This window comes from Pseudomonas shahriarae, assembly GCF_014268455.2.
In the GTDB taxonomy this organism is placed as follows: Bacteria; Pseudomonadota; Gammaproteobacteria; order Pseudomonadales; family Pseudomonadaceae; genus Aquipseudomonas; species Aquipseudomonas shahriarae.
The window spans coordinates 1-15,990 of sequence record NZ_CP077085.1 but is presented as its reverse complement, the minus strand read 5'-3'; the positions used below and the strand labels follow the sequence as shown (position 1 = coordinate 15,990).

The 15,990-nt window shown below is 61.6% G+C and carries 15 protein-coding genes; 9 read left to right on the top strand and 6 right to left on the bottom strand.

The annotated features are described in order from the left end of the window. Positions 1-18 precede the first annotated feature (18 nt). Positions 19-1,161, top strand: a complete 1,143-nt coding sequence (locus HU773_RS00075) for an MFS transporter (RefSeq protein WP_169989474.1) — start codon at positions 19-21, stop codon at positions 1,159-1,161. Positions 1,162-1,196: 35 nt separating this feature from the next. Here HU773_RS00075 and HU773_RS00070 read toward each other — a convergent pair whose 3' ends face one another. Together HU773_RS00070 and HU773_RS00065 are read right to left on the bottom strand one after the other, a co-directional pair. Then, the gene (locus HU773_RS00070; protein ID WP_186625824.1) at positions 1,197-2,762 is read right to left on the bottom strand and encodes a phospholipase D family protein; all 1,566 of its coding nucleotides are present in this window, start codon (positions 2,760-2,762) and stop codon (positions 1,197-1,199) included. A gap of 62 nt (positions 2,763-2,824) precedes the next feature. Beyond that, positions 2,825-4,258 carry an aminotransferase-like domain-containing protein gene (locus HU773_RS00065; RefSeq protein ID WP_057960995.1) on the bottom strand — a complete coding sequence of 478 codons (1,434 nt, stop codon included), beginning with the start codon at positions 4,256-4,258 and terminating at the stop codon, positions 2,825-2,827. A 166-nt stretch (positions 4,259-4,424) separates the two neighbouring features. Between HU773_RS00065 and HU773_RS00060 the strand changes: the two genes are divergently transcribed. Then, positions 4,425-4,658 carry a DUF1127 domain-containing protein gene (locus HU773_RS00060; RefSeq protein WP_128593302.1) on the top strand — a complete coding sequence of 78 codons (234 nt, stop codon included), beginning with the start codon at positions 4,425-4,427 and terminating at the stop codon, positions 4,656-4,658. 1 nt (position 4,659) lies between these two features. On the opposite strand, the gene HU773_RS00055 is transcribed toward HU773_RS00060, so the two are convergent. Next, positions 4,660-5,952 carry an NAD(P)/FAD-dependent oxidoreductase gene (locus tag HU773_RS00055; RefSeq protein WP_120734332.1) on the bottom strand — a complete coding sequence of 431 codons (1,293 nt, stop codon included), beginning with the start codon at positions 5,950-5,952 and terminating at the stop codon, positions 4,660-4,662. Between the two features lie 115 nt (positions 5,953-6,067). On the opposite strand from HU773_RS00055, the gene HU773_RS00050 reads away from it, so the two are divergent. Further along, positions 6,068-6,421: a YkgJ family cysteine cluster protein gene (locus tag HU773_RS00050; protein WP_029289779.1), complete on the top strand. Its 354-nt coding sequence runs from the start codon at positions 6,068-6,070 to the stop codon at positions 6,419-6,421. 64 nt (positions 6,422-6,485) lie between these two features. Here HU773_RS00050 and HU773_RS00045 read toward each other — a convergent pair whose 3' ends face one another. Continuing rightward, positions 6,486-6,974 (bottom strand): Lrp/AsnC ligand binding domain-containing protein, encoded by a 489-nt coding sequence (locus tag HU773_RS00045; protein ID WP_003206849.1) that lies wholly within the window; start codon positions 6,972-6,974, stop codon positions 6,486-6,488. Positions 6,975-7,130: 156 nt separating this feature from the next. Here HU773_RS00045 and dadA point away from each other — a divergent pair, with 156 nt between their 5' ends. The 6 genes from dadA to HU773_RS00015 all read left to right on the top strand — a co-directional run bounded on the left by dadA (position 7,131) and on the right by HU773_RS00015 (position 13,220). Beyond that, positions 7,131-8,432: a D-amino acid dehydrogenase gene (gene dadA, locus HU773_RS00040; RefSeq protein WP_029289774.1), complete on the top strand. Its 1,302-nt coding sequence runs from the start codon at positions 7,131-7,133 to the stop codon at positions 8,430-8,432. Next, a complete protein-coding gene (locus tag HU773_RS00035) occupies positions 8,404-8,757 on the top strand; it encodes a RidA family protein (RefSeq protein ID WP_057960992.1) in 354 nt (117 codons plus the stop codon). Before dadA ends, HU773_RS00035 begins: the two co-directional genes overlap by 29 nt. 77 nt (positions 8,758-8,834) lie before the next feature. Then, positions 8,835-9,908 carry an alanine racemase gene (alr, locus tag HU773_RS00030; protein ID WP_057960991.1) on the top strand — a complete coding sequence of 358 codons (1,074 nt, stop codon included), beginning with the start codon at positions 8,835-8,837 and terminating at the stop codon, positions 9,906-9,908. Between the two features lie 116 nt (positions 9,909-10,024). Beyond that, entirely contained in the window at positions 10,025-10,573 is a 549-nt protein-coding gene (locus HU773_RS00025) for a cupin domain-containing protein (RefSeq protein WP_029289768.1), read from the top strand. Between the two features lie 181 nt (positions 10,574-10,754). After that, positions 10,755-11,165 carry a c-type cytochrome gene (locus HU773_RS00020; protein WP_057960990.1) on the top strand — a complete coding sequence of 137 codons (411 nt, stop codon included), beginning with the start codon at positions 10,755-10,757 and terminating at the stop codon, positions 11,163-11,165. 132 nt (positions 11,166-11,297) lie between these two features. Beyond that, positions 11,298-13,220 carry an acetyl-CoA hydrolase/transferase C-terminal domain-containing protein gene (locus tag HU773_RS00015; RefSeq protein ID WP_057960989.1) on the top strand — a complete coding sequence of 641 codons (1,923 nt, stop codon included), beginning with the start codon at positions 11,298-11,300 and terminating at the stop codon, positions 13,218-13,220. Positions 13,221-13,350: 130 nt separating this feature from the next. On the opposite strand, the gene HU773_RS00010 is transcribed toward HU773_RS00015, so the two are convergent. Together HU773_RS00010 and rep are read right to left on the bottom strand one after the other, a co-directional pair. Continuing rightward, the gene (locus HU773_RS00010) at positions 13,351-13,923 is read right to left on the bottom strand and encodes a xanthine phosphoribosyltransferase (protein WP_029289761.1); all 573 of its coding nucleotides are present in this window, start codon (positions 13,921-13,923) and stop codon (positions 13,351-13,353) included. 57 nt (positions 13,924-13,980) lie between these two features. Beyond that, positions 13,981-15,990, bottom strand: coding sequence for a DNA helicase Rep (gene rep / locus HU773_RS00005; RefSeq protein WP_057440498.1), 2,010 nt, complete (start codon positions 15,988-15,990; stop codon positions 13,981-13,983).

The following is a 15,990-nucleotide window of genomic DNA, read 5'->3' as shown; positions in this document are numbered from 1 at the left end:
ACCCACAGGAGCGTGGCAATGCGTTGGGCGACTTACTTCGCCGTCCTGGCCTCGGTACTCAGCGTCGGCCTCGCCCTGGGCGTGAGCATGCCGCTGGTGTCCCTGCGCCTGGAAAGCTGGGGCTATGGCAACTTTGCCATCGGCATCATGGCGGCGATGCCGGCGTTCGGTGTGCTGTTGGGCGCCAAGGTCTCCAGCCGCCTGGCTTCCTGGTTGGGCACGGCGAACCTGATGCGTCTGTGCCTGTGGGCTGGGGCGATTTCCATCGGTTTGCTGGCGGTACTGCCCAGCTATCCGGTGTGGCTGGTGCTGCGGTTGATGATCGGGGTGATCCTGACCATCGTGTTTATCCTCGGCGAAAGCTGGATCAATCAACTGGTGGTGGAGCAGTGGCGTGGCCGGCTGGTGGCGCTGTATGGCTGTACCTACGCCTTGAGCCAGCTGTCGGGGCCGTTGTTGCTCGGCGTACTGGGGACCGATCATGACTATGGCTTCTGGGTCGGCGTCGGCCTGCTGATCATTGCGCCGTTCCTGCTGTTGGGGCGCAGCGGGGCGCCGACGGCGGAGGCCTTCAGCGTGACCTTTGGCGACTTGTGGGGTTTTTGCCGGGGCCTGCCGGCGATTGCCTGGGCGGTGGCGTTGTTTGCCGCGTTCGAGGCGATGATTCTGACGCTGCTGCCGGTGTATTGCCTGCAGCAGGGTTTTACCGCTGAGGTGGCGCTGGCGATGGTCAGCACCGTGGTGGTCGGCGATGCCTTGCTGCAATTGCCGATTGGCGCGCTGGCTGATTACCTGCCCAGGCGTACCCTGTTTCTGGGGTGCGCGGTGTTGTTGCTGCTGTCGAGCCTGGCCATTGCGCCGCTGCTCGATACCTGGCTGATCTGGCCGATCTGGGTGCTGTTCGGTGCCAGCGCCGGGGGCTTGTTCACCTTGTCGTTGATCCTGATCGGCGAGCGCTACCGTGACGATGCGTTGGTGCGGGCCAATGCCCATATTGCGCAGTTGTGGGGGATTGGTTGCCTGATCGGCCCACTGGTGGCGGGCGCGGGCAGCCAGTGGATCAGCGGGCATGCGTTGCCATTGTTAATGGCGGCGGGGGCCTTGGGGCTGGTGATTCTGTTGTTGCGCCAAGGGGCGTTTGGCGCCGAGCAGCCGGCCTGACCTGGAAGTGCTCCCAGATTGGATTTTGGTGGTGCTTAGAGCATGCGCTCCAGGCCCACAGTGGTGGCAAACCAGGCATTGAAGCGGCGCCACCAACTGCCCGGCTCGCGGGTCAGGGTGTGCAACTGGCCGTTGTCTTCTGTCACCCATACCACCTGGCCATCCTGCAGCTTCGCCTCATAACTCAAGGCCGGCGCCATCCCTTGCAGGGCCAGGTTGCGTACATGCTCGGCCAGCTCGGGGCTGTCCACCAGCACGCCAACCTCGGTGTTCCACAGCACCGAACGCGGGTCGAAATTGAATGAGCCGATAAACGACTTCTGCCGATCAAAGATCATCGCCTTGCTGTGCAGGCTGGAGTCCGAGCCATGCAGCGCGCGGCTGCCCAGCAGGTGCGGGCCACTGCCGCCGCCGTCGCCCGGTTGGCGGCGCAGTTCGTACAGTTTCACCCCGTGCTCCAACAGTGCCTTGCGATAGGGCGCATAGCCGCCATGCACTGCCGGTACGTCGGTGGCCTCCAGAGCGTTGGTCAGCAGACGCACGTCGACACCGGCGTCCGCGCGGCCGGTCAGGTACACCAGGCCCGGCTGACCGGGGACGAAGTAGGCCGAAATCATCATCAGTTCACTGTGCACGCCTTCCAGCTCCGGCCCCAGTTGGGTGGTGAGCAACAGTTGCGGGTCAGGATCGGCCTTGGCCAGCACCTTGCTCGGCGCATCCCACAGCGCCTGGTTCCATGCCCAGATCAGCTCCCGGCGCCAGATGTCCATGCGGGGCTGGGTCTGGTAGGTGCGCAGGCGGTTGTACAGGGCATGGTTTTGCTGGCGCGACTCGGCCAGGGAGTTCTCCAGAAGCCCCCGCGCCGTGGCCAGGTCGCGGGAGGACGGGGCGCTGGAGATGAAGTCGGCAATGGGTTTGCTCAGCGCACTGTTCCAGTACTGGTCAAAGCTGTGGCCCAGTTGCTCGGCCACGGGCCCGATGCTGAGCATGTCGATATCGGTGAAGTTCAGGTTGGGCTCGGCATCGAAATACTCATCCCCCAGGTTGCGCCCGCCGACAATCGCCACGCTGTTGTCCGCCAGCCACAGCTTGTTGTGCATGCGCCGGTGCTGCAGCGACAGGTTGAACAGCCGGCCCATGGCCCGTGTCACGCCGGTGCTGCGCCCCAGGTGCAAGGGGTTGAACAGGCGAATCTGGATCTGCGGGTGCGCGGCCAGGGTGGCGATGATCTGGTCCAGGCCGTCGCTGGTGGTGTCATCTAGGAGGATGCGCACCCGCACGCCACGGTCGGCCGCCGTGAGTAACTCGGCCACCAGCATGCGCGTGCTGATGCCGTCATGGACGATGTAGTACTGCAAGTCGAGGCTGGTCTGGGCATTGCGGATCAATTCGGCGCGAGCCATGAACGCTTCGCTGCTGTTGGGCAGCAGGCGGAACCCGGAGCGGCCCTGGTAGGGCGCGGCCTGGGCCTGGATCGAGCGACCAAAGGCGGACTGCGTCGCCGGCAGCGCCTCGCTGGCCACCCTGGGCACATCCAGGGTGGCGCAACCGCCCAGGCCCAGGAACCCCAGCAAAAAAAACGCTAACAGCCGTTGGCTCATCAAGGCGACAGGTTCCGAATCAGGGCGTTGGTGGGCATATGACGGTGATTGCTGGCAAAAGGTCAGTCCACCCGCTGTTCGGCTTCGGCGAGCATTTTGATCGCCGTTGCCCCGACCTTGCGCACCGCCTCTTCAATCGGGGGGGTTGGCTTGGCAGCGTAGTTCATCCGCAGGCAGTTACGGTATTTGCCCGAGGCCGAGAAGATGCTGCCCACGGCAATCTGTACGCCTTGCTCGACCAGGGCCCGGTTGAGCTTGAGGGTGTCGAAACCTTCGGGCAACTCCACCCACAGCATAAAGCTGCCCTGTGGCCGGCTGGCGCGGGTGCCGGCCGGGAAATAGCGGCTGACCCAATCGAGCATCAGGTCGCGATTGCGCTGGTATTGGCTGCGCATCCGCCGCAAATGCGGCTCGAAGTGCCCGTTCTTGAGGAACTCGGCAATGGCGATCTGCGGCTGGGTGGCGGTGGAGCCGGTGCTGATGTATTTCATGTGCAGCACCCGCTCCAGGTAACGGCCCGGCGCTACCCAGCCGATCCGCAGGCCGGGGGCCAGGGTTTTGGAGAAGGAACTGCAGAGTAGGACGCGGCCATCTTCGTCGAAGGATTTGATGGTGCGTGGTCGCGGGTAGCTGTAGGCCAGCTCGCCATACACATCGTCTTCGATAATCGCCACGTCAAAGCGCTGGGCCAGGGTCAGCAGCGCCCGTTTGCGTGCCTCGGGCATGATGTAGCCCAGGGGGTTGTTGCAGTTGGGGGTCAACTGGATGACTTTGATCGGCCATTGCTCCAGGGCCAGTTCCAGGGCTTCCAGGCTGATGCCGGTGAGCGGGTCGGTGGGGATTTCCAGGGCTTTCATGCCCAGGCCCTTGAGGGTCTGCATGGCGCCGTGGAAGCTTGGCGAGTCGACGGCGACGATATCGCCGGGCTCGCAAATGGCACGGATGCTGGAGGACAGTGCCTCATGGCAGCCGGTAGTGATCACGATGTCCTGGGCGTCGAGTTGACAGCCGGAATCCAATGACAGACGGGCTATTTGTTCACGCAGCTCCATACAGCCGTAGATATTGTCGTAGTACAGGCCTGGCAGATCCTGGCGGCGGCTGACCCGGGCCAGGCTGCGCAGCAGGGGTTTGAGGGTCGGTGACAGGACATCCGGCATGCCACGGCCCATCTGTATGACATCTTTGCGCGGCACCGCGCGGATCAGTTCCAGCACCTGGTCCCACTGGGAAATCTCCACCGGGCGCTGGGCCGGCCGACCCACGGCAGGCAGCGCGGGCAGTTCGCGACCGACGGGCACGAAGTAGCCGGATTTCGGCTTGGGCGTCGCCAGGCCGTTGTCTTCGAGCATTCGGTAAGCCTGTTGCACGGTGCTCAGGCTGACCCCGTGTTCCACACTCAAGGCACGCACGGAGGGTAAGCGATCGCCGGGGCGATAGAAGCCCTGTTCGATACGGGTGCCCAGCAGTTCGGCGAGGTTGACGTAGAGGGTCATTGCGGTCACTCCCAGGGGACCAGTACAGATGCAAGGAAAATACAGGATTCAGCCCGTGGTTGGGAGTATCTGTATGGATTTAATAAAAGTTGGTTGAATCTGTAATGGTTTTGCCGTGCCGTCCATTCTAGTCACTCATGGCAACAGGCAAATGAGGGGCAGGACAATGAATGGCTTGAGCGATGTGCGGCTGGCACTACACAGTCAGGAACTGGAAGCAGGGCAGGAGCGCGGGCTGACCGGGCTGGCGCCGGGTAATCCGAGCCGTTGGGAACTGTTCTGGCGCCGTCGCCACACGCGCCAGGCCTTGCTGGACCTGACCACGGAGCAACTGCGCGATATCGGCTTGAGTACTGAACAAGCGCGCCGGGAAGGCTTGAAGCCGTTCTGGCGCAGTTGAGTCAGAGCAGTTCTTTCAGGCGGTGCCAGAGCATGCCCAGGGCCAGTAGCGGTGAGCGCAAGTGCTTGCCGCCAGGGAAGGTGATGTGTGGCACCTGGGCAAACAGATCGAAGCGCCCACTCTGCTGGCCGCTGATGGCTTCTGCCAACAGTTTGCCGGCCAGGTGGGTGGCGTTCAGGCCATGGCCGGCGTAGGCCTGGGCAAAGTACACATTGGGCTGGTCGGCCAGCCGGCCAATCTGCGGCAGGCGGTTGGCGCCGATGCCGATCATGCCGCCCCATTGATAGTCGATCTTCGCTTCGGCCAATTGCGGGAAGACCTTGAGCATCTTCGGCCGCATATAGGCGCCAATGTCCTGGGGATCGCGTCCGGAATAGTGGCAAGCACCGCCAAACAGCAGGCGCCGGTCGGCCGATAAACGGAAGTAGTCCACCGTGACCCGCTGATCACACACCGCCATGTTTTGCGGCAGTAACTCGGCGGCCTGGGTTGGGCTCAAGGGTTCGGTGGCAATGATGTAGCTGCCGGCGGGCAGCACCTTGCCGCTCAGGTGAGGGTTGAGGCCATTGAGGTAGGCATTGCAGCCCAGCACCAGAGTCTTGGCGCGCACACTGCCGTGGGCGGTGTGGACTTTGACTTCAGGGCCGTAGTCGATGCGCAGGGCTTCGGACTGCTCGAACAGCCTCACGCCCAGTTGCTGCGCGGCGCCCGCTTCGCCAAGGGCCAGGTTCAGCGGGTGCAGGTGGCCGGAGCCCATGTCGATCATGCCGCCCACGTAACGGTCGGAGCCGATCACGCTGCGCATTTCCCCGGCTTGCAGCAGGCGCAGTTCATGTCGATAGCCCAGGTCGTGCAGCTCTTCGGCGTCGGCGGCCAGGCCCTGCAAGTCGCGGGGCTTGTTGGCCAGGTCGCAGTAGCCCCAGGTCAGGTCGCAATCAATCTGGAAGCGCTCGACCCGCTGGCGCACGATTTCCACGGCTTCCAGGCCCATCAGCTTCATCTGCCGCACGCCTTCGCTGCCGACCACATTGGCAAACTGATCGAGGCCATGGCCGACGCCGCGAATCAACTGCCCACCGTTGCGCCCGCTGGCGCCCCAGGCGATCTTGCGTGCCTCCAGCAGCACCACGCTAAAGCCCCGTTCTGCCAGCTCCAGCGCGGTGTTCAGCCCGGAAAACCCGCCGCCGACCACGCACACATCGGCGACCACTTCGCCCGCCAGTGCCGGGTAATCGGGTTGCGCCAGGCTGCTGGCGGCGTAGTAGGAAGCGGTGTGCCGGGCGCTGGCGGTCATGGGGAGCATCCGTGTTTGGAAAATTTGACGCAGGATACAGCGGTCGGGTGAAGCTGTCTCACTCGGGGCTTTTAGGGCAAAATCCACGCCTATTCGCCGTTCGGTATGGGTTTCGATGAGTTGTAACAGCCAGAAAGTCAACGCGCTGCGCCGGCAGATCCCCTCGTTCGAGTGTGTGCCGGGTTGCCATGATTGCTGTGGGCCGGTGACTACATCCACCGAGGAAATGTCGCGCCTGCCGCGCAAGACTGCGGCCGAGCAGGAAGCGGCCATGGATGAGCTGAACTGTGTGCACCTGGGGCCCAACGGTTGCACGGTGTACGACGAGCGCCCGTTGATCTGTAGGTTGTTTGGTACCACGCCCAGCCTGCCATGCCCCAACAATCGAGGCCCGGTGGAGCTGATTCACCCGCGGGTGGAGAAGCAGATTCACGAGTACATGGCGACGACGCGGCAGGTGCTGGTCTGACAGATGTACCCGGTCAAAAGGTGGGAGCTGGCTTGCCTGCGATGACGGTGTAGCGCCCACAGGGTCAATCCGGGATCGGCAGGTTCAGGCTCTCCTTCACCTCTTCCATCACGATATAGCTCTTGGACTCGCGCACATGGGGCAGCTTGAGCAGGATATCGCCCAGCAGTTTGCGGTACGACGCCATCTCGGAAATCCGCGCCTTCACCAGATAGTCGAAATCCCCCGAGACCAGGTGGCACTCCAGCACATGGGGCAGTTTCAGCACGGCACGTCGGAATTCTTCGAAGGTATCGCCGGATTTGTAGTCGAGGCTGATCTCGACAAACACCAGCAGGCTACCCTTCAAGTGCTGCGGATTGAGGCGGGCGTTGTAGCCCATGATGATCCCCTCGCGCTCCAGGCGCCGGACCCGTTCGGTGCACGGCGTGGTCGACAGTCCTACCTTCTCCCCTAGCTCGGTAAACGAAATCCGCCCGTCGGCCTGCAGGATGCGCAGGATGTTGCGGTCGATCTTGTCCAGCTCCCGCTTGGTCTGGGTATTGGTCCGCATAGGGGATGCTCCTCCGTGAAAAGGGTTTTTGCCGAGAATTGTCGCCAAATATAGGCACTTATATAGTGAAATGCACTGGTCATTGCTTTTTATACTGCTCACATCTTTGTGCCGAACAACAAACGTCAGCGGTCAAGCCGTGATGAGGATATAAAAATGCGGGTTTTGGTCTTGGGTAGCGGTGTCATTGGTGTGGCCAGTGCCTACTATTTGGCGCGTGCCGGTTTTGAGGTGGTCGTGGTCGACCGCCAGCCGGCCGTTGCAATGGAGACCAGCTTCGCCAACGCCGGCCAGGTCTCGCCCGGCTATGCATCGCCGTGGGCCGCGCCGGGTGTGCCGCTCAAGGCCATCAAGTGGTTGCTGCAGCGCCATGCGCCGCTGGCGATCAAGGCCACGGCCGATATCGACCAATACCTGTGGATGGCGCAGATGCTGCGCAACTGCACGGCCAACCGTTATGCCGTGAACAAAGAGCGCATGGTGCGCCTGTCCGAGTACAGCCGCGACTGCCTCGATGAGCTGCGCGCCGAAACCGGCATTGCCTACGAAGGGCGCAGCCTGGGGACTACCCAATTGTTCCGCACCCAGGCGCAACTGGATGGCGCGGCCAAGGATATCGCCGTGCTGAAAGAGTCCGGCGTGCCGTTCGAGCTGCTTGACCGCGCCGGCATTGCCCGCGTCGAGCCGGCCCTGGCCAGCGTCACGGATATCCTCGCCGGTGCCTTGCGCCTGCCCAATGACCAGACCGGCGACTGCCAGATGTTCACCACCCGCCTGGCCGACATGTGCAAGCAGTTGGGGGTGGAATTCCGTTTTGAGCAGGACATTCAACGCCTGGACCACGCCGGTGATCGCATCAACGGCGTGTGGATCGACGGCAAGCTGGAAACCGCCGACCGCTACGTGCTGGCCCTGGGCAGTTACTCGCCGCAGTTGCTCAAGCCACTGGGGATCAAGGCGCCGGTGTATCCGCTCAAGGGTTACTCCCTGACCGTGCCGATCACCAACCCGGCGATGGCCCCGACTTCGACTATTCTCGACGAAACCTACAAGGTTGCGATCACCCGTTTCGACAACCGCATCCGCGTCGGTGGCATGGCTGAAATAGCCGGTTTTGACCTGTCGCTGAACCCGCGCCGGCGCGAAACCCTGGAGATGATCGTCAACGACCTTTATCCTCAGGGCGGTGATTTGAGCGAAGCGACGTTCTGGACCGGCCTGCGCCCGACCACCCCGGACGGTACGCCGATCGTCGGCGCCACGCCTTTCAAAAACCTGTTCTTGAATACTGGCCACGGCACCCTCGGCTGGACCATGGCCTGTGGCTCTGGTCGCCTGCTGGCGGACCTGATGGCGAAGAAAACCCCGCAGATCAGTGCCGCTGGCCTTGATATTTCCCGTTACGGCAACCCTCAGGAGTCCACAAAACATGTCAATCCAGCGCCAGCTCACCAATGAGCGCATGAGCCAGATCGTTGTCCACAGCGGTACCGTGTATCTGGCAGGGCAAGTCGGCGACGACATGAGTGCCGGGATTGAACAGCAGACTCGTGAAACCCTGGCCAATATCGAGCGTTTGCTGGATTTGGCCGGTACCGATAAAACCAAGTTGCTGTCGGTGACGATCTACCTCAAAGACATCGACGCCGACTTTGCCGGCATGAACGCGGTTTGGGACAAGTGGCTGCCAAAAGGCGCGGCCCCGGCCCGTGCCACGGTCGAGTCGAAACTGTGTGAGCCAGAAATCCTGGTCGAGCTGTCTGTCGTGGCCGCTCTGCCTTAAACGATCCCTCTTGCGGTGCCGGCGCTATTGGCCGGTACCGGTTTTTTCTTCCCACCGCCGCCTAGAAGCCTGCCGCCATGCGTCCTGCCCGTGCCCTGATCGACCTACAAGCCCTGCGCCACAACTACCAATTGGCCCGCGAACTGACCGGGGCCAAGGCCCTTGCCGTGATCAAGGCCGACGCCTATGGCCATGGTGCCGTGCGCGTGGCCCAGGCCCTGGAAGACCAGGCCGACGGTTTTGCCGTGGCCTGTATCGAGGAGGCGCTGGAGCTGCGCGCCGCCGCAATTCGTGGGCCGATGTTGTTGCTCGAAGGGTTCTTCGAGGCCGACGAACTGCCGCTGATCATTGAGCATGACTTGTGGTGCGTGGTGCATTCGCTGTGGCAACTGGAGGCGATTGAACAGGCGCGCCTGAGCAAGCCGCTGACGGTGTGGTTGAAGCTGGATTCGGGCATGCACCGGGTTGGTTTGCATCCCAAGGATTATCACGACGCCTACCAGCGCCTGCTGGCCAGTGGCAAAGTGGCCAAGATCGTGTTGATGAGCCACTTCGCTCGCGCCGATGAACTGGACTGCACAAGCAGCGATGAGCAGGTCGCGGTATTCGATGCGGCGCGCCAGGGCCTGGCGGCCCAGGTCAGCCTGCGCAACTCGCCGTCGGTAATGGGTTGGCCGGGCGTCTCCAGTGATTGGGTGCGGCCCGGCATCATGCTCTACGGCGCAACGCCCTTTGGCGAAGACCAGGCGGTTGCCGCGCGTTTGCAGCCGGTGATGACCCTGGAATCGAAAGTCATCTGCGTGCGCGAACTGCCGGCGGGCGAGCCCGTGGGTTATGGCGCACGGTTCGTGACGCCCAAGCCGATGCGTATCGGCGTGGTTGCCATGGGCTATGCCGATGGTTATCCGCGCCACGCGCCGACCGGTACGCCGGTGCTGGTCGCCGGCCAGCGCAGCCAGTTGCTGGGGCGGGTGTCGATGGACATGCTGTGTGTCGACCTGACCGATGTGCCCGAGGCCGGCCTGGGCTCGACCGTCGAGTTGTGGGGCAAAAACATCCTCGCCAGCGATGTGGCGACCGCCGCTGACACCATTCCCTACCAGATTTTTTGCAACCTGCGCCGAGTGCCACGGCTCTATTCCGGCGCCTAGCTGCCGGACGCCGAAGACGTCCAGCGGGATTCAGACCAAAGTGTTGTAAATACTGAACGCTGTCGCCATGATAACGCTCAATTACAACAAAGCCTGAATCCTAGGAGGCTCCTGCATTGGACGTCGGCGAACGACTGCAATCCATCCGTAAACTGAAAGGTCTTTCCCAGCGTGAACTCGCCAAACGTGCGGGCGTCACCAACAGCACCATTTCGATGATCGAGAAAAACAGTGTCAGCCCTTCCATCAGCTCCTTGCGCAAGGTGCTGGGCGGCATCCCCATGTCGATGGTCGAATTCTTTTCCGAGGAGATCCTCCAGGAAAAACCGACCCAGATCGTCTATAAAGCCAATGAGCTGATCGACATTTCCGATGGTGCGGTGACCATGAAGCTGGTGGGCCGTGCGCATCCCAGCCGGGCGATTGCGTTTCTCAACGAAATCTACCCGCCAGGCGCCGATACGGGCGAGGAAATGCTGACCCATGATGGCGAGGAAACCGGGATTCTGTTGGAAGGTCGTCTGGAATTGGTCGTGGGCGTCGAAACTTTTGTGCTCGAAGCCGGCGATAGCTACTACTTTGAAAGCACCAAGCCGCACCGTTTTCGCAATCCGTTCGATGTGCCGGCGCGACTAATCAGCGCAGCCACACCCGCGAACTTTTAACCGAAGAGGCGCCCTGCCTACCTTGCAGAGGTGCCCGTAGTTGTATTTCGCCATACTGAATCCCCCCTTGGATAATAGGGTTGTTTCAGTGAGGCGGCCTAACCGTTATACTTTCGCCGCCTGCGAAACCGTGGCCGCAGGCGTGAATAGCCACCATGAGGGTGAACGCGTGAACCTAATTATGAAAATGCTGGCTGTACCAGCAACCGTACTGGCCCTTTGGGCTGCCAGCGCTCAAGCTGCGACCAATGATGATATTGCCAAGCGTCTTGAACCCGTCGGGAAGGTCTGTATTCAGGGCGAAGAATGCAAGGGGATGGAAGTCGCTGTGACAGCAGGCGGCGGCGCGAAAACGCCGGACGAGATCATCGCCAAACACTGTACTGCTTGCCACAGCACTGGCCTGTTGGGCGCACCGAAAATCGGTGACACTGCTGCCTGGAAAGAGCGCGCCGACCACCAGGGCGGCCTTGATGGCATCCTGGCCAAGGCCATCACCGGTATCAACGCCATGCCGCCTAAAGGAACCTGCGCCGATTGCTCGGATGCTGACCTCAAGGGTGCGATCGAGAAGATGTCTGGTTTGAAATAAACCGATCTTCGCCAAAAAGCCGCTGACCAGCGGCTTTTTTGTGGGCGCAATTTGGCGGCCAAGGCTGTTCATTGCAGCAAAGACCCGGCAAGCTCGGTCCAACCCCTAATCATGGAATGTCAGGAGGGTCGGATGGTGCAGTTGTGTTCAATCGAGCAAGCGGTCGATGACGTACTGGAGCGCTTGCCTGCGCATATCCACATGGGTATGCCGCTGGGCCTGGGCAAGGCGAATCTGTTTGCCAATGCCTTGTACCGGCGCATCGCCAAGCTGCCTGAGCGGGCGCTGACGATTTACACCGCGCTGAGCCTGGGTCGCCCGCCGTTGGGCGATGGCTTGCAGAAGCGTTTTCTGGAGCCGTTTATCGAGCGGGTGTTCGGCGATTATCCTGAGCTGGACTTCCTCGCCGCCCTGCGCAAGGACAGCCTGCCGGCCAATATTCACGTGCAGCAGTTTTTTATGCAGCCCGGCAGCCTGCTGCATAGCACCTCGGCCCAGCAGGATTACGTCAGCAGCAACTACAGCCATGCCGCCCGCGATATCAACGCTGCCGGCCTGAACCTGATCGCGCAGTTGGTGGCCAGCAGCAGTGAGCACCCGGATCGCCTGAGCCTGAGCTGCAACCCCGATATCACCCTCGACCTGTTACCGATGATCGCCAAGCGCCGCGCGGCAGGCGAGACCATCCTGGTGGTGGGCCAGGTGCATGATGATTTGCCCTACATGCCCGGTGATGCCGAGCTGGGCATGGATCAGTTCGACTTCCTGATCGACGAAAAAGACCGCACCACGCTGTTTTCCACGCCGAACATGCCAGTGGGTTTGCAGGACCACTTCATTGGTTTGCACGCCAGTACCCTGGTACGCGATGGCGGCACCCTGCAGATCGGTATCGGTTCGATGGGCGACGCCCTGACTGCCGCATTGCTGGCGCGTCAGGCCGATAACGAAGGCTACCGGCAGTTGCTCACCGACCTGGATGTGTACCAATGGGCGCCGCTGATCAGCCGCGAGGGCGGGGTCGAGCCGTTTGCCCGGGGCCTCTATGGCTGCAGCGAAATGTTCGTCAATGGCCTGCTGGTGCTGGCCGACGCCGGCATTGTGCGGCGCAAGGTGTACCCCGATGTGGCGACGCAGCAGCAGGCCAATGCGGGTCTGCTGGACGACGCGGCACAACCGGATGGCGTGTCGATCCACGGTGGCTTCTTCCTCGGCCCCCGCAGTTTTTACCAGCGCTTGCAGGAAATGACCCACGCCAAGCGCCTGGAATTCAACATGACCCGCATCAGCTATATCAACGAGCTGTACGGGCAGGAAGAACTCAAGCGTTTACAGCGCCTGGATGCGCGGTTTATCAACAGCGCCATCATGGTCACGTTGCTGGGCGCCGGTGTTGCCGACCAACTGGAAGACGGCCGCGTGCTCAGTGGCGTGGGTGGGCAATACAACTTTGTGGCCCAGGGCCATGCGCTGGAGGGCGCGCGCTCGATCCTGATCCTGCGCAGCTGGCGTGAAGCGGGCGGTGATGTCAGCTCCAATATCGTCTGGGAATATGGCCATTGCACGATTCCCCGGCACCTGCGCGATATTGTCATCACTGAATACGGCATCGCCGACCTGCGTGGCCAGACCGACGCCAAGGTGATCGAGGCGCTGCTCAATATCACCGACTCACGCTTCCAGGCGGGCTTGATCGAGCAGGCGCAAAAAGCCGGCAAGTTGCCCAAGGACTTTCAGCTCGACCCGCGCTTCGCCGACAACACGCCGGAGCGTTTGCAGGCGGTGCAGGCACGGCATTCAAGGCTGTTCCCGGAGTACCCGCTGGGCAGTGACTTCACCGATGAAGAACGGGATTTGTTGCGCGCGTTGAACTGGCTCAAGAGCAAATTCAAGCTGACGGAGATTCTGGAGTTGGGCAAAGCGGCGCTGGATGCGCCTGAGCCTGAGGCGTTTCCCGAGCACTTGGTGCGGATGCGCCTGGATAACCCGGAGGGGTTTAAAGAGGATTTGTATCAGCGCCTATTGCTTGCTGGCCTTAAGGCCACCGCACACTAACGGCCACCACAAACCAAATGTGGGAGCGGGCGTGCTCGCGATAGCAATGGATCAGCCACTCGTGAGTTGACTGACAGACCGCTATCGCGAGCAAGCCCGCTCCCACATTTTTAAGCGTGCCCGCTCAGGATTAATCGATGAAGGTCACGACGCCACCGGCCAGGGACTTGACCCGCGCCAGCGACTCAACCCGGTAACCCTGGGCATCCAGCTCAGCACGCCCACCCTGGAACGACTTCTCGATCACAATCCCCAGGCCCGCCACGGTGGCGCCGGCCTGTTTGATGATCGAAATCAGCGCCTGGGACGCCTTGCCGTTGGCCAGGAAGTCGTCGATCACCAGCACGCGGTCGCTGCTGGTCAGGTGGCGTGGGGAGATTGCCACGGTGCTTTCGACTTTCTTGGTGAAGGAATACACCGTCGCCGACAGCAGGTTTTCCGTCAGGGTCAGGGACTGCTGCTTGCGGGCGAAGATCACCGGTACGCCCAGGTTCAGGCCGGTCATGATCGCTGGCGCGATGCCTGAGGCTTCGATGGTGACGATCTTGGTGATCCCCGAATCCTTGAACAGCGCGGCGAATTCGTCGCCGATCAGTTTCATCAGCGCCGGGTCGATCTGATGGTTCAGAAAGGCGTCGACCTTGAGTACCTGGTCGGAAAGCACGATGCCTTCTTCGCGAATTTTCTTGTGCAGTGCTTCCACAAAAGCTTCCTCTGGTGGCGCAAGGGGCGCCGAAAGTAGATTAAAAAGTAGTCGATTCTAGCGCTTTAGCATCGCGCGTATATCCGCCAGGGCGGTGTTGCCGCGTACCGCCTTGACTTCAGTTGGGGTGTCGTCGTTGCCTTCCCAGGCCAGGTCGTCCGGTGGTAGCTCATCGAGGAACCGGCTTGGGGCGCAGTCGATGATTTCGCCGTATTGCTTGCGCTTGGCCGCAAAGGTGAAGGCCAGGGTCTGACGTGCGCGGGTAATGCCCACGTAGGCCAGGCGCCGTTCTTCCTCGATGGTGTCGGCTTCGATACTGGAGCGGTGTGGGAGGATTTCCTCTTCCATGCCCATGATGAACACGTAGGGGAATTCCAGGCCCTTGGACGCATGCAAGGTCATCATTTGCACACCTTCGGCGCCGTCTTCCTCTTCCTGCTGGCGCTCGAGCATGTCGCGCAGCACCAGCTTGCCGATGGCGTCTTCGACGGTCATTTCGCCGTCTTCGTCTTTTTCCAGGGTGTTCTTCAGCGCCTCGATCAGAAACCAGACGTTGCCCATGCGGTAGTCCGCGGCCTTGTCGCTGGAGCTGTTGGTGCGCAGCCAGTTTTCATAGTCGATATCCATGACCATGCTGCGCAGGGCGCTGATCGGGTCTTCGCCGGCGCATTGCTCGCGCACCCTGTCCATAAAACGCTTGAAGCGCGACAGGCGATCGGTGAAGCGCGTGTCCAGGTGTTCGCCCAGGCCGATTTCGTCGGTGGCGGCGTACATCGAGATCTTGCGTTCGGTGGCGTAGTTACCGAGTTTTTCCAGGGTGGTGGAGCCGATTTCCCGGCGCGGCACGTTGATCACGCGCAGGAAGGCGTTGTCGTCATCCGGGTTCACGATCAGCCGGAAGTAGGCCATCAGATCCTTTACTTCCTGGCGTCCGAAAAAGCTGTTGCCGCCGGACAGACGATACGGCACCTGATGGTGCTGCAACTTCAGCTCGATCAGCTTGGCCTGGTAGTTGCCGCGATAGAGGATCGCAAAGTCGCTGTAGGGCCGGTCGGTGCGCAGGTGCAGGCTGAGGATTTCCACGGCCACGCGTTCGGCTTCGGCGTCTTCGTTGCGGCAGCGGATCACGCGAATCTCATCGCCGTGGCCCATCTCGCTCCACAGCTGTTTTTCGAATTCGTGGGGGTTGTTCGAGATCAGCACGTTGGCGCAACGCAGGATGCGGCTGGTGGAGCGGTAGTTCTGCTCCAGCATCACCACTTTCAGGGACGGGTAGTCGTCCTTGAGCAGCATCAGGTTTTCCGGGCGCGCACCGCGCCAGGCGTAGATCGACTGGTCATCGTCGCCGACCACGGTGAACTGGTTGCGCGTGCCGATCAGCAGTTTCACCAGCAGGTATTGGCTGGCGTTGGTGTCCTGGTATTCGTCCACCAGCAGGTAGCGCACCTTGTTCTGCCACTTTTCGAGGATATCGGCGTGTTCCTGGAACAGCTTCACTGGCAGCAGGATCAGGTCGTCGAAGTCCACCGCGTTGAACGCCTTGAGCGTGCGTTGGTAGTGGGTGTAGACGATGGCGGCAGTCTGTTCCTTGGGGTTGCGCGCGTTTTCCAGGGCCTCGGGCGGCAGGATCAGGTCGTTTTTCCACGAGCCGATCATGTTCTTGATCTCGTCGACCCCGTCGTCGCCCGCGTATTCCTTCTGCATGATGTCGGTCATCAGGGCCTTGACGTCGGTCTCGTCGAAGATCGAGAAGCCCGGCTTGTAGCCCAGCCGCACATGCTCCTTGCGGATGATGTTCAGCCCCAGGTTGTGGAAGGTACACACAGTGAGGCCACGGCCTTCGCCACCCTTGAGCAGGGTGCCGACGCGCTCTTTCATTTCCCGCGCCGCCTTGTTGGTAAAGGTCATGGCGACGATGTACTGGGCACGGATGCCGCAGTTCTGGATCAGGTGCGCGATCTTGCGGGTGATCACGCTGGTCTTGCCGGAGCCAGCACCGGCGAGCACCAATAGAGGGCCGCCGACGTAGTTCACGGCTTCTTGCTGCCGGGGATTGAGTCGGGACAT

Bases quoted from the DNA above. Each gene is read 5' to 3' on its own strand.
- HU773_RS00075 (WP_169989474.1), top strand. From the start codon at position 19: ATGCGTTGGGCGACTTACTTCGCCGTCCTGGCCTCGGTACTCAGCGTC.
- HU773_RS00070 (WP_186625824.1), bottom strand. From the start codon at position 2,762: ATGAGCCAACGGCTGTTAGCGTTTTTTTTGCTGGGGTTCCTGGGCCTG.
- HU773_RS00065 (WP_057960995.1), bottom strand. From the start codon at position 4,258: ATGACCCTCTACGTCAACCTCGCCGAACTGCTGGGCACCCGTATCGAA.
- HU773_RS00060 (WP_128593302.1), top strand. From the start codon at position 4,425: ATGAATGGCTTGAGCGATGTGCGGCTGGCACTACACAGTCAGGAACTG.
- HU773_RS00055 (WP_120734332.1), bottom strand. From the start codon at position 5,952: ATGACCGCCAGCGCCCGGCACACCGCTTCCTACTACGCCGCCAGCAGC.
- HU773_RS00050 (WP_029289779.1), top strand. From the start codon at position 6,068: ATGAGTTGTAACAGCCAGAAAGTCAACGCGCTGCGCCGGCAGATCCCC.
- HU773_RS00045 (WP_003206849.1), bottom strand. From the start codon at position 6,974: ATGCGGACCAATACCCAGACCAAGCGGGAGCTGGACAAGATCGACCGC.
- dadA (WP_029289774.1), top strand. From the start codon at position 7,131: ATGCGGGTTTTGGTCTTGGGTAGCGGTGTCATTGGTGTGGCCAGTGCC.
- HU773_RS00035 (WP_057960992.1), top strand. From the start codon at position 8,404: ATGTCAATCCAGCGCCAGCTCACCAATGAGCGCATGAGCCAGATCGTT.
- alr (WP_057960991.1), top strand. From the start codon at position 8,835: ATGCGTCCTGCCCGTGCCCTGATCGACCTACAAGCCCTGCGCCACAAC.
- HU773_RS00020 (WP_057960990.1), top strand. From the start codon at position 10,755: ATGAAAATGCTGGCTGTACCAGCAACCGTACTGGCCCTTTGGGCTGCC.
- HU773_RS00015 (WP_057960989.1), top strand. From the start codon at position 11,298: ATGGTGCAGTTGTGTTCAATCGAGCAAGCGGTCGATGACGTACTGGAG.
- rep (WP_057440498.1), bottom strand. From the start codon at position 15,990: ATGTCCCGACTCAATCCCCGGCAGCAAGAAGCCGTGAACTACGTCGGC.